This window comes from Variovorax endophyticus, assembly GCF_025376855.1.
Lineage (GTDB): Bacteria > Pseudomonadota > Gammaproteobacteria > Burkholderiales > Burkholderiaceae_C > Variovorax.
Map to the genome: position 1 here is coordinate 242,436 of NZ_JAHUTH010000008.1, position 21,860 is coordinate 264,295.

The 21,860-nt window shown below is 68.4% G+C and carries 20 protein-coding genes and 3 tRNA genes; 16 read left to right on the forward strand and 7 right to left on the reverse strand.

The features are described 5' to 3' along the window. Nucleotides 1–46 precede the first annotated feature (46 nt). Both ispD and ispF read left to right on the forward strand, forming a co-directional pair. Nucleotides 47–769 carry a 2-C-methyl-D-erythritol 4-phosphate cytidylyltransferase gene (gene ispD / locus KV106_RS13130; protein WP_261210672.1) on the forward strand — a complete coding sequence of 241 codons (723 nt, stop codon included), beginning with the start codon at nt 47–49 and terminating at the stop codon, nt 767–769. Nucleotides 770–830: 61 nt separating this feature from the next. Continuing rightward, nucleotides 831–1,319, forward strand: coding sequence for a 2-C-methyl-D-erythritol 2,4-cyclodiphosphate synthase (ispF, locus tag KV106_RS13135; RefSeq protein ID WP_261210673.1), 489 nt, complete (start codon nt 831–833; stop codon nt 1,317–1,319). 18 nt (nt 1,320–1,337) lie between these two features. Here the strand turns inward: ispF and KV106_RS13140 are convergent, their stop codons facing one another. Together KV106_RS13140 and ompR are read right to left on the reverse strand one after the other, a co-directional pair. Then, nucleotides 1,338–2,750 (reverse strand): sensor histidine kinase, encoded by a 1,413-nt coding sequence (locus KV106_RS13140; protein ID WP_057591646.1) that lies wholly within the window; start codon nt 2,748–2,750, stop codon nt 1,338–1,340. A 73-nt stretch (nt 2,751–2,823) separates the two neighbouring features. After that, nucleotides 2,824–3,555 (reverse strand): osmolarity response regulator transcription factor OmpR, encoded by a 732-nt coding sequence (gene ompR / locus KV106_RS13145; RefSeq protein WP_057591647.1) that lies wholly within the window; start codon nt 3,553–3,555, stop codon nt 2,824–2,826. 221 nt (nt 3,556–3,776) lie between these two features. On the opposite strand from ompR, the gene KV106_RS13150 reads away from it, so the two are divergent. Beyond that, nucleotides 3,777–4,076 carry a hypothetical protein gene (locus KV106_RS13150; RefSeq protein ID WP_261210674.1) on the forward strand — a complete coding sequence of 100 codons (300 nt, stop codon included), beginning with the start codon at nt 3,777–3,779 and terminating at the stop codon, nt 4,074–4,076. Between the two features lie 102 nt (nt 4,077–4,178). Continuing rightward, the gene (locus KV106_RS13155; RefSeq protein ID WP_172705481.1) at nt 4,179–4,889 is read left to right on the forward strand and encodes an SIMPL domain-containing protein; all 711 of its coding nucleotides are present in this window, start codon (nt 4,179–4,181) and stop codon (nt 4,887–4,889) included. A 48-nt stretch (nt 4,890–4,937) separates the two neighbouring features. On the opposite strand, the gene KV106_RS13160 is transcribed toward KV106_RS13155, so the two are convergent. Next, the gene (locus KV106_RS13160) at nt 4,938–5,708 is read right to left on the reverse strand and encodes a 3-hydroxybutyrate dehydrogenase (protein WP_261210675.1); all 771 of its coding nucleotides are present in this window, start codon (nt 5,706–5,708) and stop codon (nt 4,938–4,940) included. Between the two features lie 68 nt (nt 5,709–5,776). Here KV106_RS13160 and KV106_RS13165 point away from each other — a divergent pair, with 68 nt between their 5' ends. The 6 genes from KV106_RS13165 (at nt 5,777) to rimO (ending at nt 11,977) form a co-directional block, all read left to right on the forward strand. After that, nucleotides 5,777–6,727 (forward strand): alpha/beta fold hydrolase, encoded by a 951-nt coding sequence (locus KV106_RS13165; protein ID WP_261210676.1) that lies wholly within the window; start codon nt 5,777–5,779, stop codon nt 6,725–6,727. A 37-nt stretch (nt 6,728–6,764) separates the two neighbouring features. Next, entirely contained in the window at nt 6,765–8,969 is a 2,205-nt protein-coding gene (locus KV106_RS13170; protein ID WP_057591685.1) for a RelA/SpoT family protein, read from the forward strand. 67 nt (nt 8,970–9,036) lie between these two features. After that, nucleotides 9,037–9,113, forward strand: a tRNA-Val gene (locus KV106_RS13175). A 407-nt stretch (nt 9,114–9,520) separates the two neighbouring features. Further along, nucleotides 9,521–9,889 carry a hypothetical protein gene (locus KV106_RS13180; protein WP_172705593.1) on the forward strand — a complete coding sequence of 123 codons (369 nt, stop codon included), beginning with the start codon at nt 9,521–9,523 and terminating at the stop codon, nt 9,887–9,889. A gap of 81 nt (nt 9,890–9,970) precedes the next feature. Continuing rightward, nucleotides 9,971–10,531 (forward strand): polyhydroxyalkanoate synthesis repressor PhaR, encoded by a 561-nt coding sequence (gene phaR / locus KV106_RS13185; protein WP_057591651.1) that lies wholly within the window; start codon nt 9,971–9,973, stop codon nt 10,529–10,531. A gap of 39 nt (nt 10,532–10,570) precedes the next feature. Next, the gene (gene rimO / locus KV106_RS13190) at nt 10,571–11,977 is read left to right on the forward strand and encodes a 30S ribosomal protein S12 methylthiotransferase RimO (protein ID WP_261210677.1); all 1,407 of its coding nucleotides are present in this window, start codon (nt 10,571–10,573) and stop codon (nt 11,975–11,977) included. 87 nt (nt 11,978–12,064) lie between these two features. Here rimO and KV106_RS13195 read toward each other — a convergent pair. Then, a tRNA-Leu gene (locus KV106_RS13195) sits at nt 12,065–12,149 on the reverse strand. 218 nt (nt 12,150–12,367) lie between these two features. Further along, nucleotides 12,368–12,452, reverse strand: a tRNA-Leu gene (locus tag KV106_RS13200). Nucleotides 12,453–12,533: 81 nt separating this feature from the next. On the opposite strand from KV106_RS13200, the gene rnr reads away from it, so the two are divergent. Both rnr and KV106_RS13210 read left to right on the forward strand, forming a co-directional pair. Beyond that, the gene (rnr, locus tag KV106_RS13205) at nt 12,534–14,798 is read left to right on the forward strand and encodes a ribonuclease R (RefSeq protein WP_409976516.1); all 2,265 of its coding nucleotides are present in this window, start codon (nt 12,534–12,536) and stop codon (nt 14,796–14,798) included. 68 nt (nt 14,799–14,866) lie between these two features. Then, nucleotides 14,867–15,628, forward strand: a complete 762-nt coding sequence (locus tag KV106_RS13210) for an SDR family oxidoreductase (RefSeq protein WP_093342279.1) — start codon at nt 14,867–14,869, stop codon at nt 15,626–15,628. A gap of 7 nt (nt 15,629–15,635) precedes the next feature. Here the strand turns inward: KV106_RS13210 and KV106_RS13215 are convergent, their stop codons facing one another. Then, the gene (locus KV106_RS13215; RefSeq protein ID WP_261210678.1) at nt 15,636–17,102 is read right to left on the reverse strand and encodes an NAD(P)H-hydrate dehydratase; all 1,467 of its coding nucleotides are present in this window, start codon (nt 17,100–17,102) and stop codon (nt 15,636–15,638) included. Between the two features lie 32 nt (nt 17,103–17,134). Here KV106_RS13215 and KV106_RS13220 point away from each other — a divergent pair, with 32 nt between their 5' ends. Then, nucleotides 17,135–17,566: a hypothetical protein gene (locus KV106_RS13220; protein ID WP_261210679.1), complete on the forward strand. Its 432-nt coding sequence runs from the start codon at nt 17,135–17,137 to the stop codon at nt 17,564–17,566. Nucleotides 17,567–17,569: 3 nt separating this feature from the next. On the opposite strand, the gene KV106_RS13225 is transcribed toward KV106_RS13220, so the two are convergent. Further along, on the reverse strand, nt 17,570–18,823 hold the full coding sequence (locus KV106_RS13225) for a D-amino acid dehydrogenase (RefSeq protein WP_261210680.1): 1,254 nt from the start codon (nt 18,821–18,823) through the stop codon (nt 17,570–17,572). 447 nt (nt 18,824–19,270) lie between these two features. On the opposite strand from KV106_RS13225, the gene rpsB reads away from it, so the two are divergent. From rpsB to pyrH, 3 genes are all read left to right on the forward strand, one after another. Continuing rightward, on the forward strand, nt 19,271–20,023 hold the full coding sequence (gene rpsB / locus KV106_RS13230) for a 30S ribosomal protein S2 (protein ID WP_203201206.1): 753 nt from the start codon (nt 19,271–19,273) through the stop codon (nt 20,021–20,023). A gap of 79 nt (nt 20,024–20,102) precedes the next feature. Continuing rightward, a complete protein-coding gene (gene tsf, locus KV106_RS13235; RefSeq protein ID WP_057591658.1) occupies nt 20,103–21,026 on the forward strand; it encodes a translation elongation factor Ts in 924 nt (307 codons plus the stop codon). Between the two features lie 101 nt (nt 21,027–21,127). Then, a complete protein-coding gene (pyrH, locus tag KV106_RS13240) occupies nt 21,128–21,850 on the forward strand; it encodes a UMP kinase (RefSeq protein WP_057591659.1) in 723 nt (240 codons plus the stop codon). Nucleotides 21,851–21,860: the final 10 nt, after the last annotated feature.

A 21,860-nucleotide genomic window follows, 5' to 3' on the forward strand; every position in this document is an offset into this window, starting at 1 on the left:
GCCCTTCTTCTGCTTGTCGGCGCACCGGCCGACCGTCCGCTTCGCCATGTCTTCCTCCCGCCTCTTCGTGCTGATCCCGTGCGCCGGTTCCGGCCACCGTGCCGGCCATGCGCAGTCCCCGCAGCCGAAGCAGTACCGGCGGCTGGCCGGGGCGCCGATGGTGGCGCACACGCTGGAGGCCTTCCGCGCGCTGAACGGGCGCTTCGCCGGTATCGCGCTGGTGGTGGCGCCCGAGGACCGCGACGTGGACGCCGCGCTGCCGCTCTTCCCGCAGCAGGCCGAGCACCTGCTGCGCGTGGGCGGCGTGACGCGCGCGGCCTCGGTGCGCAACGGCCTGCTGGCGCTGCGGCAGAAGGGCGCGGGCGCGCACGACTGGGTGCTGGTGCACGACGCGGCGCGCTGCCTCGTGACGCCGAGCCAGATCGAGGCGCTGGTCGCGGCCTGCGAGCACGATGCCGTCGGCGGCCTGCTGGCGCACCGGCTGGCCGACACGCTCAAGGTGTCGACGGCCGACAGCCGCGTGGCGCAGACCCTGCCGCGCGCCGACAAGTGGCTTGCGCAGACGCCGCAGATGTTCCGCATCGGCATGCTGCTCGATGCGCTCGAGCGCGTCGGCGACGCGGTGACCGACGAGGCTGGCGCGATCGAGGCGGTGGGGCTGGCGCCATTGCTGGTGCCGGGCAGCGCGCAGAACTTCAAGGTCACCTATCCCGAGGACTTCGCGCTGGCCGAGGCGCTGCTGCTGGCGCGCAAGAAGGCGGTCGCATGAGCGCCGCGCCGGGCCGCCCCAAGCAAGCTCGCACCGCAGTGCGAAGCACGAAGGTACTTCAATGAGCGGTGCCTTCAACATCCGCGTCGGCGAGGGCTGGGACGTCCATCAACTGGTGGCGGGGCGCAGGCTGATCCTCGGCGGCGTCGAGGTGCCGCACGTCACGGGCCTGCTCGGCCATTCCGATGCCGACGTGCTGCTGCATGCGATCACCGACGCGCTGCTCGGCGGCGCGGGCCTGGGCGACATCGGCCGGCATTTTCCGGACACCGACGCGCAGTTCCGTGGCGCCGACTCGGCCGTGCTGCTGGCCGAAGCGGCGCGCCGCGTGCGCGCCGAGGGCTGGCAGATCGGCAACGTCGACAGCACCGTGATCGCGCAGGCGCCGAAGCTGGCGCCGCACATCCCGGCCATGCGCGAGCGCATCGCGCAGACGCTGGGCATCGCGGGCGAGCAGGTCAACGTGAAGGCCAAGACGGCCGAGAAGCTGGGCCCGGTGGGCGAGGGCCGCGCGATGGAAGCGCGCGCCGTGGTGCTGCTGCACCGCTGAGCGCGCGGTTCTTTTCTTTCAGATCTTGCGGACCGGCGGCTGTGCGGGCCGCGGCGGCGCCGGCATCGCGCGCGGCATGCGGATGTGCGCCGCGAGGCCGCGTCCCGGCGTGCTGGTGAGCGCGAAGGTGCCGCCCATGCGCTCGATGTTCTTCGCCACGATCGACAGGCCCAGGCCCGCGCCGGCGGCCGAGGTGCGCGCCGCGTCGCCGCGGAAGAAGGGCTTGGTGAGCTGCGCGAGCTGGGCCGGCTCCACGCCGGCGCCGCGGTCGCGCACCTTGATCAGCACCGCGTCGTTGCTCGCCTGTGCCTGGATCACCACGTCGGCGATGCCGGTGGCGGGCGTCTTGCCGTAGCGGCGCGCGTTCTCGACCAGGTTGGAGATCACGCGCGTGAGCTCGACCTCGTCGCCCATCACACGCAGGTCGGGCGGCACGTCGACCGTGATGCTCATCTCCTCGTAGTCCTGCACGGCGTAGGTGCAGGAATCGACCACGTCGCGCAGCAGGATCGGCTTGGGGTCGACATGGTCGGGCCGCGCATAGTCGAGGAACTTGTCGATGATCGCGTCGAGCTGCGCGATGTCGGCCGCCATGTGGTCGCGTGCGTCTTCATCGGCCACGCTCATCTCGGTCTCGAGGCGCAGCCGCGCGAGCGGCGTGCGCAGGTCGTGCGAGATGCCGGCCAGCATGATCGCGCGGTCCTGCTCGATCTTGGCGAGCTGGTCGGCCATGCGGTTGAAGCCGATGTTGACCGCGCGGATCTCGTTGGTGCGCGCGCGCTCGTCGAGCCGGTGCGCCTCGTACTCGCCCTCGCGCACCTGCATGGTGGCGCGCGAGAGCTGCTTGAGCGGCAGGTTGATGAGCCGCGTGATCAGCGCCGCGCCCGCGAGCGACAACGCCATGGCGGTGCTGAGCCAGACCAACCAGGTGCGCCCGCCCACGCGGCTGAAGCGCGTGGGGTCGAGCAACAGCCAGTAGGTGTCGCTCTCGATCGTGAAGCCGATCCACAGGCCGGCCTCGTCGTTGACGCGGCTGGCTACCGTGGTGCCGGCGCCGAGCTGGTCGATCAGCTCCTCGGTCACGCGCTGGTCGAGCGCGCCGCTGGTGTAGGGCTGCACGCGGTCGTTGGGTTCGCGCGGCAGGATGCGCACGCCTTCCTGGTCGGCCAGCGTCTTGATCAGCGACACGCGCGTGATCGCGTCCGAGTACACCAGCGCCGCGCGCGTGAGGTTCACGAGCGAGGCGATCTGGTGCGCGGTCTGGATCGCGCGCGGTTCGTATTCGAGCGAGCGGAAGGTCTGCAGCCAGGCGACGGTGCAGCCGATCAGCAGGAGGGCGAGCAGGAAGAAGGTGCGCCAGAACAGGCTGAAGCCGAGCTTGAGCCCGGGGCGCCGGTCGCGCTGCGCCGCGCCCTCGAGCGGGCTGGGCATCGTGACCTGGGCGCCGTCCTCCTGGGGGACTTCTCTTCCGGTGGGGAGGCCGATGGCCACCGCTGGTGCCGCGTCAGGCCGTGCCGTCCGGCACGAAGACGTAGCCCACGCCCCACACCGTCTGGATGTAGCGCGGCGCCGCGGCGTCGGACTCGACCAGCTTGCGCAGGCGCGAGATCTGCACGTCGAGGCTGCGGTCGAAGGGCTCGAACTCGCGGCCGCGCGCGAGCTGGGCCAGCTTCTCGCGCGACAGCGGCTGGCGCGGATGGCGCACCAGCGCCTTGAGCATCGCGAACTCGCCGGTGGTCAGCGAGAGCTCCTCGCCGTCCTTCTTGAGCGTGCGCGAGCCGAGGTCGAAGGCGAAGGGACCGAAGGTGACGGTCTCGTTCTCGGTCGAGGGCGCGCCGGGCGCCTCGAGCGGCGGGCGGCGGCGCAGCACGGCGTGCACGCGGGCCAGCAGTTCGCGCGGGTTGAAGGGCTTGCCGAGGTAGTCGTCGGCGCCGACCTCGAGGCCGACGATGCGGTCGACGTCCTCGCCCTTGGCGGTGAGCATGATGATCGGCGTGCGGTCGTTGGCGGCACGCAGGCGGCGGCAGATGGACAGGCCGTCCTCGCCGGGCATCATGAGGTCGAGCACGATCAGGTCGACCGTGTCGCGCAACAGGATGCGGTTGAGCGCCTTGCCGTCCTCGGCCACGATTACCTCGAAGCCTTCCTGGGTCAGGTAGCGGCGAAGCAGGTCGCGGATGCGGGCGTCGTCGTCGACGATCACGATCTTGTCGGTGCGAGCGGGAACTTGAGTCATTTCAACAACATCGAATTTGTAACAGCGCCGATTCTGAAGGCGTTGGAAGCCGGTTGAGCCGGATTTGCTTTGACCTTGACACTAAGTTACAAAACTTGCGACCGCTCGCGGTCCAGTCATCCGATGTAAGCGTGGCGGTGGCACAGTGCCTCTGCCCTATGACTTTTGCGCAGAGACTTCATTCATCCGCCGCACCCCTGCTTCTGCTCGCGTGTGCCTGTGTGCCGTCGATCTCGGCGGCCGAATTCCTTCGCGTGGCCGATGGGCGCCGCTACGACCTGCGGTCCGCGGTGGCCGCGCACCGCGCCGCGCAGCGCGACGAGATGCGCCGCGGCGAAGCCATCGCGGGGCGGCGCCTCACGCCGGCCGAGCTCTACGAATTGCGGCAGCAGGTGCGCGGGCAGTGGACCGCGCCGGGCATCTCCGCGCATTCGGCAGAATCGCAGCCGGCCGAGCGCATCGTGCCGGCACCGATGCCGGCCGCGCGGCTCCTGCCCGCGCCGCGCAGCCAGCGACCTTGAGCGCAGTGCGCGAGCCACGGCTCGCGCCGCGAGGGCGGGTGCACCGAGCACCCGTCTTCTTCTCGTACGTCGTCGACGTACCTACAACCTGGGAGAGCCATCTTGAAAAGAACCATCACCTTGATCGCGGCGTGCGCCGCCTGGGCCGGCCTGGCCGGCACGGCCATGGCGCAGAACGCCGTCATGGCGCCGCCGCAGAACGTGCTGCAACTCAGCGCCAACGGAACCGTCGAGGTGCAGCAGGACCTGCTGAGCATGACGCTCGTGACCACGCGCGACGGCACCGATGCCGGCAGCGTGCAGACGCAGCTGAAGGCCGCGCTCGACGCGGCGTTGACCGAGGCGCGCAAGAACGCGCAGGCCGGCCAACTCGACGTGCGCACCGGCAACTTCAGCCTGTCGCCGCGCTACACGCGCGAAGGCAAGATCAACGGCTGGCAGGGCACGGCCGAGCTCGTGCTGGAGGGTCGCGACTTCCCGCGCATCGCCCAGACGGCCGGCCGCATCACGACGCTGACCGTCGGCAACGTGGGCTTCGGCCTGAGCCGCGAGCAGCGCGCCAAGACCGAGGCGGAGGCGCAGACCCTCGCGATCGACGCCTTCAAGCAGAAGGCGACCGAGCTCTCGAAGAACTTCGGCTTCGCGGGCTACACGCTGCGCGAGGTGTCGGTGAACGCGAACGACGGCGGACCGATCCGCCCGCGCATGATGGCGGCCGCGGCCAAGTCCTTCTCGGCCGACGCGCAGGTGCCGATCGAGGCGGGCAAGACCAGCGTGGTGGTCAACGTCTCGGGATCGGTGCAGCTCAAGTAAAAGGGCCGCGGGGCGGGGCGCCTGGCGCGCCTCGCCCATGCATTCTTCTTATTGAGCGGTCCAGCCGCCGTCCATCTGCCAAGCCACGCCGCGCACCTGGTCGGCCGCGGGCGAGCACAGGAACACGGCGAGCCCGCCGAGCTGTTCCACCGTGGTGAACTGCAACGAGGGCTGCTTCTCGCCCAGCAGGTCGTTCTGCGCCTGCGTGGGGCTGATGCCTTCGCGGGCCGCGCGGTCGTCGATCTGCTTTTGCACCAGCTGCGTCAGCACCCAGCCCGGGCAGATCGCGTTGCTCGTGATGCCGGTGGTTGCGGTCTCGAGCGCCACCGACTTCGTGAAGCCGACGATGCCGTGCTTGGCCGCCACGTAGGCCGATTTCTGGGCCGATGCCACCAGGCCGTGGGCCGAGGCGATGTTGATGACGCGGCCCCAGTTGGCTTCGCGCATCGCGGGAATCGCCAGCCGCGTGGTGTGGAAGGCGCTCGTGAGGTTGATTGCGATGATCGCGTCCCAACGTTCGGGCGGGAAGTCCTCGACCTTGGCCACGTGCTGGATGCCGGCGTTGTTGACCAGGATGTCGACGCGCCCGAACCTGGCGGCCGCGAACTTCATCATGTCCTCGATCTGGTCGGGCTTGCTCATGTCGGCGCCGTGGTACTCGGCGCGCACCCCGAGCGCCGCGATCTGCGCCTTGGGCGCCTCGGCGTCGCCGAAGCCGTTGAGCACGATGTCGGCGCCCTGCTGGGCGAGGGACGTGGCGATGGCGAGCCCGATGCCGCTGGTGGACCCCGTGACAAGAGCGGTTTTGCCTTTGAGCATGAAGATGAATCTCCGGATGAATTAGGATGCGACGAGAAGATTATCCGCACCAGAACGGCCCTGTTTCCATGACCGAACCGACGCTTCACCACGTGGCGTGCAACGACACCCACGGCGGCCACCGCATGGCCTATTGGCAGTGGGGCGACGCGGGCAGTCCGCACCTGGTGCTCTGCGTGCACGGTCTGACCCGGCAAGGCCGCGATTTCGATGCGCTGGCCCGTGCGCTCGTGGCGCGCGCCGAAGGCCGGGTGCGGGTGGTCTGCCCCGACGTGGCCGGCCGCGGCGCCAGCGACTGGCTGCGCGATCCGGCGGCCTACCAGGTGCCGCAGTACGCGGGCGACATGGTGGCGCTGCTCGCGCAGCTCCAGCAGCAGCATCCGATCCAGACGCTCGACTGCGTGGGCACCAGCATGGGCGGCCTGATCGGCTTCGTGCTGGCCGGGCACAAGGAACTGCCGCTGCCTGCACCGGTGCGGCGCTTCGTCGTCAACGACGTCGGTCCGACCATCGAGGCGGCGGCGATCCAGCGCATCGCGGCCTACGTGGGGCAGGGCGGCCGCTACGACAGCCTGCAGGAGGCGGCCGACGCGTTGTGGGCGATCTCCACCAGCTTCGGTCCGCACACGCCCGAACAGTGGCTCGAATTGACGCGGCCCATGGTGGTGCCGGCCTCGCAGCGCAGCGCCGATGGCATGGCCAAGGTCGATGCGCCGGCCAGCACGGACGGTCCGTGGATGCTGCACTACGACCCGGCGCTCGCGGTCGGCCTGCGCGCCATCACGCCCGAAGCCGCGGCACAGGGCGGTGCCATCATGTGGGGCCTCTACGACGCGATCACGGCGCGCGTGCTCGTCACGCGCGGCGCCCAGTCCGACCTGCTGTCGCGCGAGACCGCCACCGCGATGACCCAGCGCGGCCCGCGCGCCACGCTGGTCGAGTTCGAAGGCGTCGGTCATGCGCCGACCTTCGTCGATCCCGCGCAGGCCGCGGTGGTCGCGGACTTTCTGTTCGATTGAGGGTGGCGTGAAGCGCGAGTCTTCCAGCCTCCAGGGGATGCCGGCTTCGGACGGCATCGTCGTCGACTATCCGCTGTCGGCGGCCACCGCCGAGCGCTCGCCGGTGATGGAGAACATGCTCGCGCGGGCGCGCGCCTTCGCCGAGCCGCTGATCGCCGACGAACTGCTCGACACCGGCGAGAACGCGCTGGCGCATGCCGACGCGGTGGCCGCCATCGTCAAGAAGATGGGCGGCTCCGAGGCCATGCAGGGCGCGAGCTACCTGGTCTACGCCTGTTCGCACCTCAACCGTCCGCAGGAAGTCATCGCCAAGGTCTTCGGCGACAACTTCGCGGCGCTGGCGGTGGAGACCACCAAGCTCGTGCGCGTGCAGGAACAGGCTCGCGCGGCGGCGCGCGCGCACCAGAACGAAGGTGCCGGCGCGCAGACCGAGAACGTGCGCAAGATGCTGCTGGCGTTCTCGCGCGACCTGCGCGTGGTGATGCTGCGCCTGGCCTCGCGCCTGCAGACGCTGCGCTACGCGGCCGCGAGCAAGAAGCCGGTGCCCGAGGGCGTGGCGCGCGAATCGCTGCAGGTGTTCGCGCCGCTCGCGAACCGGCTCGGCATCTGGCAGGTCAAGTGGGAGATCGAGGACCTCTCGTTCCGTTTCCTCGAGCCCGAAACCTACAAGCTGATCGCGCGCCTGCTCGACGAGAAGCGCATCGAGCGCGAGAGCTACGTCGAGCAGTTGCGCTCGCGGCTGGAGCGCGAGCTGCATGCCGAGGGCATCGGCGCGACCGTGCAGGGGCGGCCGAAGAACATCTACAGCATCGTCAAGAAGATGCGCGGCAAGTCGCTCGATTTCGCGCAGGTGTTCGACATCCTCGCGCTGCGCGTGGTGGTGCCCGACGTGAAGGACTGCTACGCCGCGCTGGCCTGGGTGCATTCGCACTTCCAGCCGATCGACGAGGAGTTCGACGACTACATCGCGCGGCCCAAGCCCAACGGCTACCAGTCGCTGCACACGGTGGTGCGCGCGCTGGTCGACGGCCAGGTCGGCAAGCCGATCGAGATCCAGATCCGTACCGAGGAAATGCACGACCACGCCGAGCACGGCGTGGCGGCGCACTGGGCCTACAAGGAAGCCGGCCACAAGGGCTACGCGGGCGTGTGGGCCAGCGGCGAGTACGACGCCAAGATCGCGGTGCTGCGCCAGCTGCTGGCCTGGGAGCGCGACCTGTCGGGCGGCCTGCAGGGCCAGGGCCTGTTCGACGACCGCATCTACGTGCTGACGCCCGACGCGGCGATCGTCGAGCTGCCGCAGGGCGCAACGCCGGTCGACTTCGCCTACACGGTGCACACCACGCTGGGCCACCGCTGCCGTGGCGCGCGCGTCGACGGCGCGATGGTGCCGCTCAACACGCCGCTGTCGAACGGACAGACGGTGGAAGTCATCGCGGCCAAGGAGGGCGGCCCCTCGCGCGACTGGCTCAATGCGGAGCTCGGCTACCTCGCGAGCCATCGGGCGCGCGCCAAGGTGCGCGCCTGGTTCAATGCGCAGATCACGCACGAGACGGTGGCGCGTGGCCGCGAGGCGGTCGAGAAGCTGCTGCAGCGCGAAGGCCGCACGGCCATGCGGCTCGAGGACCTCGCATCGCAACTGGGTTTCAAGTCGGCGGACCAGCTGTTCGAAGTGGTCGGCAAGGACGAGTTCTCGCTGCGCAACATCGAGACGCTGCTGCGTCCGCCCGAGCCGCCGGCGAATCCCGACGACGGCGTGCAGATCAAGAAGCCGCGCGCCAGCGAGAAGTCGGGCAAGGGCGGCGTGCTGGTGGTCGGCGTGTCCTCGCTCATGACGCAACTCGCGAAGTGCTGCAAGCCGGCGCCGCCCGATGCCATCGCGGGCTTCGTCACGCGCGGCCATGGCGTGAGCGTGCACCGCGTGGACTGCAGCAACTTCCGCACGATGGCCGCGCGCGACGGCGAGCGCGTGATCGACGTGGAGTGGGGCGCGACCAAGGGCGACGCGCCGGTCTACGCGGTCGACGTCGCCGTGGAGGCTGCCGACCGGCAGGGCCTGCTGCGCGACATCTCCGATGTCTTCGCGCGCGAGAAGATGAACGTGATCGGCGTGCAGACGCAGTCGGTCAAGGGCACGGCCTGGATGACCTTCACCGTGGAGATCGCCGATGCGGCGCGTCTCGCGCAGGTACTGGGCGTGGTCACGGCGGTGGCCGGCGTGCGATCCGCGCGACGCCGATGAAAAAGGGGCAGCCGCCCCGAAAACCGCCATTTCTCCTGCTATACTTTCAGCTTCTCGAAACAATCGCAGGCGCGTAGCTCAGCTGGTTAGAGCACCACCTTGACATGGTGGGGGTCGTTGGTTCGAGTCCAATCGCGCCTACCAAATCTCCCTCTGAAGAAGACCAGTCTTCAGGCCCAACGGGAGATTTCGGGGAGATTCCTCTCCCTTGCAATGAAGCTCGAAGCTTCGTCTCCCGTCTCTTTATCCAACCGGTGATTCTGGTGTGGCGTGACGCCGATGCGTCGCCTCCAGGCGACCGGCTTTGCGAGAGGGAAGGAAGATCCTACCCGTGGGTAGAATTATTTCCATCGATCTGTCCGGGCCTCGTCCGGGCGCCATTCCCCGATCGGCCGTCCGCTGGATTGGCGGCCTGACCTTCGGCCGGATTCCCGTGGTGGCAATCGTCCATTTGGATGTCCGCCGCGGGCCACCGCCGGGCCATTTTCTTGTGCTAACTTGGCTGTCGTGCAGAGCCTTTTTTCTTTTCATTTCTCCCTGGGGATCGCTCGATGAACGCGCGATCGATCGCGATGGATCGCGAGCGCGCGCAGGCACGCCTGGCCGCGTTGATGAAGCAGGCGCCGATCGAGTTCGCGCGGGCCGTCTACGGCATCAACGATCGTGCGAGCGGCCGCCTCGACACCATGGCGGCACGCGAGGTCGAGCGCGCGGCGCGGCAGGGCATGCCGGTCACGCAGGAGCGCGCCGAGCAGCGCGCCCGTGCCTACCTGCCGACGGCGGGCCATGAGCACTGCCCGCGTTGCTGGGTCGTCTATGGTCACAAGAGCCCCTTGCGCTTCCGCGAGGAGGCGGCGGAGCGGCCCGAATCGGCCGCCTGCGCGGCTTGCGGCGCGGAATACGCCACCGCCGCCGAGTGAGCGCGCGGCCGGCGGGCGCACGCGGTCAGGGTAAACCTTGTCGCGATGCAGCAAAACCGCTCCCTAGAATCATCCGATGACATGGGCGTCCATGTGAAGGAGTCCGCAGTGCAGAGCAAGAAGTCCGGGGTCAAGCCGGTACAGCGTGTGATCAAGAAGTACCCGAACCGAAGGCTCTACGACACCGAGACGTCCACCTACATCACGCTCACCGAGGTCAAGCAGCTGGTGATCGAGCGCGCCCAGTTCGTGGTGCGCGACGCCAAGACCGGCGACGACCTCACGCGCAGCATCCTGCTGCAGATCATTCTCGAAGAAGAGGCGGGCGGTGCGCCGATGTTCACCGAGCAGGTGCTGGCCAACATCATCCGCTTCTACGGCCAGGCCATGCAGAGCTACATGGCGCCCTACCTCGAGAAGAACATCCAGGCCATGACCGAGGTGCAGGCGCAGCTCGCCGAGAAGGCCGAGGGCCTGACGCCCGAGATGTGGTCGCGCTTCATGAGCATGCAGTCGCCGATGCTGCAGGGCCTGATGGGCAACTACGTGGAGCAATCGAAGAACGTCTTCCTGCAGATGCAGGAGCAGATGCAGAAAAGCACCGAGCAGGTATTGGGCGCCTTTGGCATCAAGCGTCCCTGAAATACCGGTGGCCCCGGATAGCTGGGACAATAGGAGGCTATGAGCGAAGTTGCCTCCCACGAAAAAACAGCCACGATGGCCGCCCCCAAGGTCGGCTTCGTGAGCCTGGGCTGTCCCAAGGCCCTGACCGATTCCGAATTGATCCTCACGCAGCTGAGCGCCGAGGGCTACCAGACCGCCAAGTCCTTCGAGGGCGCCGACCTGGTGATCGTCAATACCTGCGGCTTCATCGACGATGCCGTCCGGGAAAGCCTCGACACCATCGGCGAGGCGCTGGCCGAGAACGGCCGGGTGATCGTCACCGGCTGCCTGGGTGCCAAGACCGGCGACCAGGGCGGCAATCTGGTCAAGCAGATGCACCCCAGCGTGCTGGCCGTCACGGGCCCGCATGCCACGCAGGAGGTGATGGATGCGGTGCATGCCAACCTGCCCAAGCCGCACGATCCCTTCGTCGACCTGGTGCCCAACAGCTTCGGCGTGGCGGGCCTCAAGCTCACGCCGCGCCACTATGCCTATCTGAAGATCAGCGAGGGCTGCAACCATCGCTGCACCTTCTGCATCATTCCCTCGATGCGCGGCGACCTCGTGTCGCGGCCCGTGGGCGACGTGCTGAGCGAGGCGAAGGCGCTGTTCGAGGGTGGCGTGAAGGAACTGCTGGTGATCAGCCAGGACACCTCGGCCTATGGCGTGGACGTCAAGTACCGCACCGGGTTCTGGGACGGCAAGCCGGTCAAGACCCGCATGCTCGAGCTGGTGCGCACGCTCGGCGAGATCGCCGAGCCCTATGGCGCCTGGGTGCGGCTGCACTACGTCTACCCCTACCCGAGCGTGGACGAGGTCATTCCGCTGATGGCCAGCGGCAAGGTGCTGCCTTACCTCGACGTGCCGCTGCAGCACAGCCATCCCGATGTGCTGCGCCGGATGAAGCGTCCTGCCAGCGGTGAGAAGAACCTCGAGCGCATCGCGCGCTGGCGCGAAGTGTGCCCGGAGCTCGTGATCCGCAGCACCTTCATCGCCGGTTTCCCGGGCGAGACGGAAGAGGAGTTCGAGCATCTGCTCGACTTCATCCGCGAAGCGCGCATCGATCGCGCGGGCTGCTTTGCCTACAGCCCGGTCGAGGGCGCCACCGCCAACGACATCCCCGGCATGCTGCCCGAGGCCGAGCGCGAGGCACGCCGCGCGCGCTTCATGGAAGTGGCCGAGGCGGTGTCGATCGCCAAGCTGCAGGAGCGTGTCGGCGCGACGATGCAGGTGCTGGTCGATTCCGCGCCGGCGCTGGGCCGCAAGGGTGGCGTGGGACGCACCTACGCCGACGCGCCCGAGATCGACGGCACCGTGCGGCTGCTGCCGCCCGAGAAGATCAGCAAGACGCTCAAGGTGGGGGAGTTCACGCGCGCGCGCATCGTGGGCGCCGAGGGGCACGACCTGATCGCGCTGCCCGTTTGATGATTCGAACGGACAAGAAAAAAGCCACCGTGAAACGGTGGCTTCATTCGAAGAATCTCAAGAACCTTTTGAAGCTGCTCTTGGATCTGGTGCCCAGAAGAGGACTCGAACCTCCACGATGTTACTCGCTAGTACCTGAAACTAGTGCGTCTACCAATTCCGCCATCTGGGCATTTCAGGAAAGCCTACGAGTATATCAAATCAAAAACGATTTTCTCGCGGGCTCGCAATTTTGTGCGCACGATGATGCGTTCACGACACAGGCATCGATGCGCGGACTGACCGCGCGCGCGCCGACGTCGATGACGACCATGATCGGAGCGGGCAAGAAAAAAGCCACCGGAGACCGGTGGCTTGAATCGAAGGACTCGGTGAGAGTCAATTTAAACTTGGTGCCCAGAAGAGGACTCGAACCTCCACGATGTTACTCGCTAGTACCTGAAACTAGTGCGTCTACCAATTCCGCCATCTGGGCCCGCATACTTGCCGAAGCAGGTACGCTTTGAATTTCAGGAAAGAAGGAGATCATATCAAAAATAATGTCACTTCCAGCGGCTTGCTGGATGAATTCGAAGGCTCGGTTCAGGGCCATCGCGACGGACATGGCTTCGTGCAACGCGACGACGGCGAAGCCGACATCTATCTGCCCCCCAACGAGATGCGCGCGGTCCTGCACAAGGACCGCGTCAAGGCGCGCGTGGTGCGGCTCGACCGCCGCGGGCGACCCGAAGGGCGCGTGGTCGAGATCATCGAGCGCCCCGAACAGCCGATCATCGGCCGCCTGCTGCACGAGGGCGGCATCTGGCTCGTGGCACCGGAGGACAAGCGCTACGGCCAGGACGTGCTGATTCCCAAGGGCGCGACCGGTCCCGCCAAGGTGGGGCAGGTGGTCGTGGTGCAGCTCACCGAGCCGCCCGCGCTCTTCGGCCAGCCCGTGGGACGGGTGAAGGAAGTGCTCGGCGAGATCGACGATCCCGGCATGGAGATCGAGATCGCGGTGCGCAAGTACGGCGTGCCGCACGAGTTCTCCGAAGCGTGCCTGGCGGAAGCCAAGGCGCTGCCCGAGAAGGTGCGTCCGGCCGACAAGAAGGGCCGCGTCGACCTCACCGACGTGCCGCTGGTCACGATCGACGGCGAAGACGCGCGCGACTTCGACGACGCCGTGTACTGCGAGCCCGCGAAGGTCGGCCGCGGCAAGGGCTGGCGCCTCCTGGTTGCGATTGCCGACGTCAGCGCCTATGTGCGTACCGGCTCGGCGATCGACATCGATGCCTACGACCGCGCCACCAGCGTGTACTTCCCGCGCCGCGTGATCCCGATGCTGCCCGAGAAGCTCTCGAACGGCCTGTGCTCGCTGAACCCCGAGGTCGACCGGCTGTGCATGGTCTGCGACATGCTGGTCGCGGCCGATGGTGAGATCTACGCCTACCAGTTCTATCCGGCGGTGATGCACAGCCATGCCCGCTTCACGTACACCGAAGTGGCGGCCATCCTCGGCAACACGCGCGGCCCCGAGGCGGCCAAGCGCAAGGAGCGCGTCAAGGACCTGTTGAACCTCGCCGACGTCTACAAGGCCCTGCTCAAGCAGCGCGGCAAGCGCGGCGCGGTCGACTTCGAGACCACCGAGACGCAGATCATCTGCGACGACGCCGGCCGCATCGAGAAGATCGTGCCGCGCACCCGCAACGAGGCGCACCGGCTGATCGAGGAAGCGATGCTCGCGGCCAACGTCTGCAGCGCCGACTTCATCGCCGAGGGCAAGCACCCGGGCCTGTACCGCGTGCACGAGGGCCCGACGCCCGAGAAGAAGGAAATCCTGCGCGGCTACCTCAAGGCCATGGGCGTGGGCCTGAGCATCACCGACGACCCGGCGCCCGGTGAGTTCCAGGCCATCGCCGAGGCGACCAAGGACCGCCCCGACGCGCAGCAGATCCACACCATGCTGCTGCGCTCGATGCAGCAGGCGATCTACACGCCGATCAACAGCGGCCACTTCGGCCTGGCCTACGAGGCCTACACGCACTTCACGAGCCCGATCCGGCGCTATCCCGACCTGCTGGTGCACCGCGTGATCAAGGCCATCCTCGGCAAGACGCGCTACCAGCTGCCGATGCTGCCGACGCCGGGCGAGGCGCATGCCAAGCTCGCCAAGCGGCTGGCCTCGCGCGTGAAGGCGCCGACCACCAAGCCGCAGAAGGCCACGGTCGCGCCGACCAAGGAAGTGCAGGCCTGGGAGGCCGCCGGGCTGCATTGCAGCGCCAACGAGCGCCGCGCCGACGAGGCCAGCCGCGACGTCGAGGCCTGGCTCAAGTGCAAGTACATGCGCGAGCACCTCGGCGAGGAGTACGGCGGCGTGGTCACCGCGGCCACCACCTTCGGCATCTTCGTCACGCTCGATGCGATGTACGTCGAGGGCCTGGTGCACATCACCGAGCTTGGCGGCGAGTACTTCAAGTTCGACGAGATGCGCCAGGAACTGCGCGGCGAGCGCACCGGCATTCGCTATGCCATCGGCACGCGGGTGCGGGTGCAGGTCAGCCGCGTCGATCTCGACGGCCGCAAGATCGATTTCCGCCTGGTGCGCGAAGGCGAGGAGCTCACCGCGCGCGCCATGAAGGACAAGGGGGCCCCGGCCGGCGGCGTGCCGGTCAAGGCCTCGTCCAAGCGCGGCGCGCGCCAGAAGGCCGAGGCGCCGGCCGGCGGCACCCGCGGCGGACGCGAACAGGTCGCGGGCGGCCCGCAGTCCGCGATGCAGGCCTTCAAATCGGCGGTCAAGAAGGCCGCCAACAAGATGAAGGGGCGCAAGACGCGCCGCGGCTGAATGCCTCCTTCATCCATCGCATCCAATCCATTCGAATCCATGAACACGCCGAGAAGGAGACAACGGGCATGAGTACAGAGAAGAACAAGGGCATCGCGATCGTCACGGGTGCCGGCACCGGCATCGGCCGCGCCGCGGCGCTGGCCCTGCTGGGCGACGGCTGGAGCGTGGCCCTGGCGGGCCGCCGCCTCGAGCCTCTCGAGCAGGTGGCCGAGGAGTCGGGCGCCGGCGCGCGCGCCTTCGCGGTGCCCACCGACGTGGCCAGCGCCGAGTCGGTGCAGGCGCTGTTCGGCGCCACCGTCGAGCGCTTCGGCCGCGTCGACCTGCTGTTCAACAACGCGGGCGTCGGCAACCCGCCCGGTTCCTTCGAGGACTGGACGCCCGAGCAATGGCGCGGCGTGGTCGACATCAACCTCAACGGGATGTTCTTCTGCATCCAGCAGGCCTTCCGCACGATGAAGGCGCAGACGCCGAAGGGTGGCCGCATCATCAACAACGGCTCGATCTCGGCCACCGCGCCGCGGCCGAATTCGGCCGCGTACACGGCGACCAAGCATGCGGTCGAGGGACTGACCAAGACGGCCTCGCTCGACGGGCGCAAGCACGACATCGCCGTGGGCCAGATCGACGTCGGCAATGCCATGACGGAGCTGGCCGCGCGCATGGCCAAGGGCGTGCCGCAGGCCAATGGCGAGCTCGCGGTGGAGCCGCTGATCGACGTGAAGATCGTCGGCCAGTCGGTGCTCTACATGGCGAACCTGCCGCTCGAGGCCAACGTGCTGTTCCACACGGTGATGGCGACGAAGATGCCCTTCGTCGGTCGCGGCTAGAAGCCCGTCAGCGGGGCGACTGGCGCGCGAGCGCGCCGGCCGTCAGCGGCGGCGCGTCGGCCGGCCAGGCGTCGGCCAGGTGGCCGTGGTGCCAGGCCGCTTCCCGGGCGGCGTCGAAGGCGCCGCGGCCCGCCGCCAGGCCCGCGCCGACCATGCCGGCGAGCACATCGCCGGTGCCAGCGCTCGCGAGGCGGGCATTGCCGGTCGGATTGAGGACGGGCACCGTGCCCGCGTCGTCGGCGACGATCGTTCCCGAGCCCTTGAGTACGACCACGGCGCCCGTTTGCGCCGCCAGCCGGCGCGCGGCCGCCAGGCGATCGGCCTGCACCTCGCCGGCCGTACCGCCGAGCAGCCGCGCCGCCTCGAGCGGATGCGGCGTCAGCACCGTGGGCCGGCCGCGCTTCGTGCGCGCCTTCAATTGAGTCCGCAAGCCGTCGTCGCTCGCAAGCGCGTTGAGCGCATCGGCATCGAGCACCAGCGCGCGGGCGGTCGACAGCACGCGCGGCAGCAGCTCGCGCACCGCGGTACCGCCGCCACAGCCGCAGACCACGGCCATTGCCGAGAGATCGAGCGAGCGGGCGTCGCGCAGCATGAGTTCGGGCTGTGCGAGGTCGACCGGTGCCGCGCCCGGATCGAGCAGCCCGACGAAGGTGCGGCCCGCGCCCGCGTGCAGCGCGGCGGACCCGGCCAGCAGTGCCGCGCCGGCCATGCCCGAGGCGCCGCCGATCACGGCCACGTCGCCGTAGCTGCCCTTGTGGGAGGCATGGGTGCGCGGCGCGAGCGACGGGGCGCCCGGCAGGCGCGCCACGGGCGGTTCGCTTGTCGCGCCGCAGCCGAGGTCGTCGAACCAGATCTCGCCGGCCGCGTCGCGGCCCTGGGCCGTGAAGAGGCCGGGCTTCAGGGTCAGCAGGCTCAGGCAGATGCGTCGCGATGCCGCGCTCTGCCCGGGCAACTCGCCAAGCGAGTGCGTGCCGGTGTCGGCATTCAGTCCTGACGGCACGTCGACCGCGAGCACCGGATGCGGCTCGCCATGCATGCGGCGCAGCCAGTCGGCCATCGTGCCTTGGGGCGGCCGGCCGACCCCGATGCCGAGCAAGGCGTCGATCGCGAGTTCGTAGTGCGCGGGCGGCTCCGAGGCGAAGACCACGCCGGCATCGCGAGCCCGCTGCAGCGAGGCCTTCGCGTCCGCGGGCAGTCGGGTCTCGTCGCCCGCGAAGCTGACGATGGCCTCGAACCCGCGCTGCCGCAACTGCGCGGCCGCCTCGAAGCCGTCGCCGCCGTTGTTGCCCGGCCCGCAGGCCACCCAGACCGTGCGGGCGTGCGGCGCGATCGCCATCGCGAGCCGTGCCACCGCCAGTCCGGCGCGCCGCATCAGCGCGTGGGCGGGCAGGGCGGCCGCGCCGGCCTGCTCGATGCGGCGCGTGGCGGCGAGGTCGAACAGGTCGGCGGCGGTGGCGGCGGTGATGCGATGCATCGGGCGATTCTGCCCCTGCCTATGATCGCGCGATGAAACGCCTCGGACTCCTCGGCTGGCTGATCGCGCTGCTGTTCGCGTGGTTCGCGGCCTTCGTCGTCACGGGCATGGTGCTGGACGAGGGCCCGGGCTGGGCGCTGGGATGGCTGGCCGCCGTCTGGGGCGTGTTCCTGCTGGCCGAATCGCTGCGCTGGGTGCCGCTGCGCGACCTGGCCTGGTCCGCGAGCGTGGGCTGGGGCTTCGGGCTGATCCGCTGGCTCGATCCCCTGGTCGACGGTTCCGCGGGCGCGTGGCGTTGGCTGCTGATGGCCGCTGACCTGCTGTGCCTGGCCGTGTGCGTGCTGGTCGGGCCCGCGTTGCTGTCGGGGTTGGCCCGGCGCCTGCGGCCGCCGGAGCCGCCGCCCCTGCCGGTGGAGAAGCCGGCCGCCTATCCGCGCCAGTGGGGCCCGAAGGACGAGGCCTGAGCCTCAGCTTCCGAGCCGCTCGACGCCCAGGCCTTCGAGGTCCACACCCGGGTCCTGCCCGGCGATCAGGTCGGCCACCACGCGCGCGCTGCCGCACGACAGGGCCCAGCCGCTGGAGCCATGGCCCAGGTTGAGCCACACGCCCGGAATGCCGCTCGCGCCGAGCACCGGCGGCCCGTCGGGCAGCATCGGCCGTGCGCCTTTCCACTGCTGCACGCCCGACTGCAAGGTCGCCGCGCCCGGGAACCAGTCCTGCAGCACCTTGTAGAGCGTGAGGATCGCGGGCTGGCTCAGCGTGTCGGCCGAGCCGCCGATCTCGGCGCTGCCGGCCACGCGCACGCGCTGGCCGAGGCGCGAGATCGCGACCTTGTAGCGCTCGTCCATGATCGCGCTGCGCGGCGCATTGAGCGGCTCGCGCACCGGCGCGCTCACCGAGTGCCCGTAGACCGGAGCCATCGGGATCCGCAGGCCGAGCGGGCGCAGCAGCGAGGCCGAGCCGAGCCCGGCGCAGACCACCACCGCATCGAAGCGCAGCGCATCGGAGCCGCTGGCCAGCGACACCGAAGTGGGCGCGGCCCGGCTCAGCGGCGCGATGTCGCAGTTGAAATGGAACTGCGCGCCGAGTGCCTCGGCCTCCCACTTGAGCAGCAGCGCGAACTGGCGGCAATTGGCGACCTCGTCCTCGGGCAGGTAGATCGCGCCGGCCAGCGGCGTGTCGGGATTGAGGGCGGGCTCGATCAGCCGGGCCTCGTCGGCATCGACTTCGCGGAACACGCTGCCCGCCCCGCGCAGCACCTCGAGGCCGGGCTGGACCAGCTTGCGCTCGCGCTTGGAACGCAGCAGCACCAGGTAGCCGTCGCTGCGTTCGTAGCTGAGTTCGCGGGCCTCGCTCACCTCGTGCAGCCGGGTGCGGCTGTAGAAGGCCAGGCGCTGCATGCGCGCTCGGTTCGCGAGGTAGGTTTCGAGCTTGCAGGCCTTCTGCCAGCGCGACATCCAGCCCAGGTCGCGCGAGGACAGCGGCCAGCGCAGCTTGATGGCGCCGTGCGACGACAGCAGCGAGCGCAGCACCTTCAGGCGCATGCCGGGCGCCGCCCAGGGCGTGACGTAGCCGGGCGCCACCACGCCGGCATTGGCGAAGCTGGCCTCCTCGGCGGCGGCGCCCCGGCGTTCGAAAACGGCCACTTCATGGCCGTCGGACGCCAACTCCCAGGCGGTGGTGACACCGATGATGCCGGCGCCCACGATCGCGATTTTCATTGAGATTCAGAATAAAAAAGAGAGCTGACGCCCATCTGACGAGGGCCTGCAGCTATTGTTTTTGAAGCAGCAGTGCCGTCTCGTCGTGCGGTGCAGCATGCCAGAGCATTGGCCTCGCAGGGCGTTTCCCGGGTGCGGGACGGGGCATCGAGCGTGCGTGTCCGCCGCGCGGTTCGCGACGGATGACGGGACGAAGGGGCTTCAGGGGCTGGCAAGGCGGGCGGGGCAGGGGGGTGTCTGAGGCGCGTGCTATACTCTTTGGGTTTCGCTCACGCGGTACTTTGCCTGTAAGGGACGAGCGCCACGCAGAGGAAACACATTCGCAAACCAGCCCAATCAAGGTGTTGCGACTTCGCTGATGCAGCGTGGCCGGCCAGGCCGGTTTGCAGCGTCCGGCGGAGTGCAAAAACGGGCTGGATTTTAGACCCAACCTTCGGAGTAATTTCAATGTCCGTCACCATGCGCGAAATGCTGGAAGCCGGTGTCCATTTCGGCCACCAAACCCGCTTCTGGAACCCCAAGATGGCCCCGTTCATCTTCGGTCATCGCAACAAGATCCACATCATCAACCTGGAAAAGTCGCTTCCGATGTTCCAGGATGCGGCCAAGTACGCCAAGCAGCTGACGGCCAACCGCGGCACGATCCTGATGGTCGGCACGAAGCGCCAGGCGCGCGAAATCGTCGCCACCGAAGCCCGCCGCGCCGGCGTGCCCTTCGTCGACACCCGCTGGCTCGGCGGCATGCTGACCAACTTCAAGACCGTCAAGACCTCGATCAAGCGTCTGAAGGACATGAAGGCCCAGCAGGAAGCCGGCCTCGACAGCCTGAGCAAGAAAGAGCAGCTCACCTTCACCCGTGAAATCGAGAAGCTCGAAAAGGACATCGGCGGCATCCAGGACATGACCGCGCTGCCCGACGCCATCTTCGTGATCGACGTGGGCTTCCACAAGATCGCCGTGGCCGAAGCCAAGAAGCTCGGCATTCCACTGATCGGCGTGGTGGACTCCAACCACTCGCCCGAAGGCATCGACTACGTGATCCCCGGCAACGACGACTCGTCGAAGGCCGTCACGCTGTACGCCCGTGGCATCGCCGACGCGATCATCGAAGGCCGCAACAGCGCGACCAGCGACGTGGTCAAGGCCATCGCCGAAGGTAGCGACGAATTCGTCGAAGTCGAAGAAAGCGCTTCGGCCTGAGCTGCGCGTCCCCGCGCCTGAAGAAGGGGCTTCGTTGCCCCTTTTTTTTAATCTGATTTTCTGAATACGGAGAGAAACAATGGTTGCAATCACCGCAAGCATGGTCGGCGAACTGCGCGCCAAGACCGACGCGCCGATGATGGAGTGCAAGAAGGCTCTGACCGAGGCCGACGGCAACATGGAAAAGGCCGAAGAGCTGCTGCGCATCAAGCTCGGCAACAAGGCCGGCAAGGCATCGAGCCGCATCACCGCCGAAGGCGTGGTGGCTGCCTATGTCGACGACGCCGCCGGCGCGATGATCGAGATCAACTGCGAAACCGACTTCGTCACCAAGAACGACAGCTTCCTGGCCCTGGCCAATGCCGCCGCCAAGTTGGTCGCTCAGAACAACCCGGCCGATATCGCCGCGCTGGGCGCGCTGGCCTACGAGCAGGACGGTTTCGGCCCCACGCTCGAAGACGTGCGCAAGGGCCTGGTCGGCAAGATCGGCGAGAACATGAGCTTCCGCCGCTTCAAGCGCTTCGCCGGCAACGGCAAGCTGGCTTCGTACCTGCACGGCACGCGCATCGGCGTGATGGTCGAGTTCGAGGGTGACGACACCGCCGCCAAGGACGTCGCGATGCACATCGCCGCCATGAAGCCCGTGTCGGTCGCCGCCTCGGACGTGCCGGCCGAGCTGATCGAGAAGGAACGCGCCGTGGCAGCGGGCAAGGCGGAAGAAGACCGCAAGACCGCCGAAGCCGAAGGCAAGAAGCCGCAACCCGCCGACATCGTTGCCAAGCGCATCGAGGGCGGCGTGCAGAAGTTCCTCAAGGAAGTCTCGCTGCACAACCAGCCCTTCGTGAAGAACGACAAGCAGACCGTCGAACAGATGCTCAAGGCCGTCAACACCACCGTCAAGGGCTTCACCCTGTATGTGGTCGGCGAAGGCATCGAGAAGAAGGTCGACGACTTCGCCGCCGAAGTCGCGGCCCAGGTCGCCGCCGCCAAGGCCGCTGCCTGAGACCGTTCCCGCCAGAAGGCGACAGCGTGCCGGTGCATGCTGTCGCCTTTTCACCGCCAAGCCCTACACTCGCCCCCGCTCACTCTCAAAGGAAATTGCCCATGTCTGATCCCCGCCCAGCCCACAAGCGAATCTTGTTGAAGCTGTCGGGAGAGGCACTGATGGGCGACGATGCCTTCGGCATCAACCGCGCCACCATCGTGCGCATGGTCGCGGAAGTGGCCGAGGTCGTGAACATGGGTGTCGAGGTGGCGGTCGTGATCGGCGGCGGCAACATCTTCCGCGGCGTCGCGGGTGGCTCGGTCGGCATGGACCGCGCCACGGCCGACTACATGGGCATGCTGGCCACGGTGATGAACTCGCTGGCGCTGGCCGATGCCATGAACAAGCAGGGGCTGGTGGCGCGCGTGATGTCCGCCATCGCCATCGAGCAGGTGGTCGAGCCCTACGTGCGGCCCAAGGCGCTGCAGTACCTCGAGGAAGGCAAGGTCGTGGTGTTCGCTGCCGGCACCGGCAACCCCTTCTTCACCACCGACACCGCCGCCGCGCTGCGCGGCGCCGAGATCGGCGCCGAGCTGGTGCTCAAGGCGACCAAGGTCGACGGCGTCTACAGCGCCGACCCGAAGACCCATCCCGACGCGACGCGCTACGCCAGCCTGACCTTCGACCAGGCCATCGCGCAGAATCTCGGCATCATGGACGCGGCGGCCTTCGCGCTGTGCCGCGACCAGAAGCTGCCGATCAAGGTGTTCTCGATCTTCAAGAACGGCGCGCTCAAGCGCGTCGTCATGGGCGAGGACGAGGGCACGCTGGTGCATGCCTAGGAGTATTTGA

What these genes read in the sequence shown, in the direction of transcription:
- ispD (WP_261210672.1), top strand. Translation starts at nt 47, where the DNA reads ATGTCTTCCTCCCGCCTCTTCGTGCTGATCCCGTGCGCCGGTTCCGGC.
- ispF (WP_261210673.1), top strand. Translation starts at nt 831, where the DNA reads ATGAGCGGTGCCTTCAACATCCGCGTCGGCGAGGGCTGGGACGTCCAT.
- KV106_RS13140 (WP_057591646.1), bottom strand. Translation starts at nt 2,750, where the DNA reads ATGCCCAGCCCGCTCGAGGGCGCGGCGCAGCGCGACCGGCGCCCCGGG.
- ompR (WP_057591647.1), bottom strand. Translation starts at nt 3,555, where the DNA reads ATGACTCAAGTTCCCGCTCGCACCGACAAGATCGTGATCGTCGACGAC.
- KV106_RS13160 (WP_261210675.1), bottom strand. Translation starts at nt 5,708, where the DNA reads ATGCTCAAAGGCAAAACCGCTCTTGTCACGGGGTCCACCAGCGGCATC.
- KV106_RS13165 (WP_261210676.1), top strand. Translation starts at nt 5,777, where the DNA reads ATGACCGAACCGACGCTTCACCACGTGGCGTGCAACGACACCCACGGC.
- KV106_RS13170 (WP_057591685.1), top strand. Translation starts at nt 6,765, where the DNA reads ATGCCGGCTTCGGACGGCATCGTCGTCGACTATCCGCTGTCGGCGGCC.
- KV106_RS13180 (WP_172705593.1), top strand. Translation starts at nt 9,521, where the DNA reads ATGAACGCGCGATCGATCGCGATGGATCGCGAGCGCGCGCAGGCACGC.
- phaR (WP_057591651.1), top strand. Translation starts at nt 9,971, where the DNA reads ATGGGCGTCCATGTGAAGGAGTCCGCAGTGCAGAGCAAGAAGTCCGGG.
- rimO (WP_261210677.1), top strand. Translation starts at nt 10,571, where the DNA reads ATGAGCGAAGTTGCCTCCCACGAAAAAACAGCCACGATGGCCGCCCCC.
- KV106_RS13210 (WP_093342279.1), top strand. Translation starts at nt 14,867, where the DNA reads ATGAGTACAGAGAAGAACAAGGGCATCGCGATCGTCACGGGTGCCGGC.
- KV106_RS13215 (WP_261210678.1), bottom strand. Translation starts at nt 17,102, where the DNA reads ATGCATCGCATCACCGCCGCCACCGCCGCCGACCTGTTCGACCTCGCC.
- KV106_RS13220 (WP_261210679.1), top strand. Translation starts at nt 17,135, where the DNA reads ATGAAACGCCTCGGACTCCTCGGCTGGCTGATCGCGCTGCTGTTCGCG.
- KV106_RS13225 (WP_261210680.1), bottom strand. Translation starts at nt 18,823, where the DNA reads ATGAAAATCGCGATCGTGGGCGCCGGCATCATCGGTGTCACCACCGCC.
- rpsB (WP_203201206.1), top strand. Translation starts at nt 19,271, where the DNA reads ATGTCCGTCACCATGCGCGAAATGCTGGAAGCCGGTGTCCATTTCGGC.
- tsf (WP_057591658.1), top strand. Translation starts at nt 20,103, where the DNA reads ATGGTTGCAATCACCGCAAGCATGGTCGGCGAACTGCGCGCCAAGACC.
- pyrH (WP_057591659.1), top strand. Translation starts at nt 21,128, where the DNA reads ATGTCTGATCCCCGCCCAGCCCACAAGCGAATCTTGTTGAAGCTGTCG.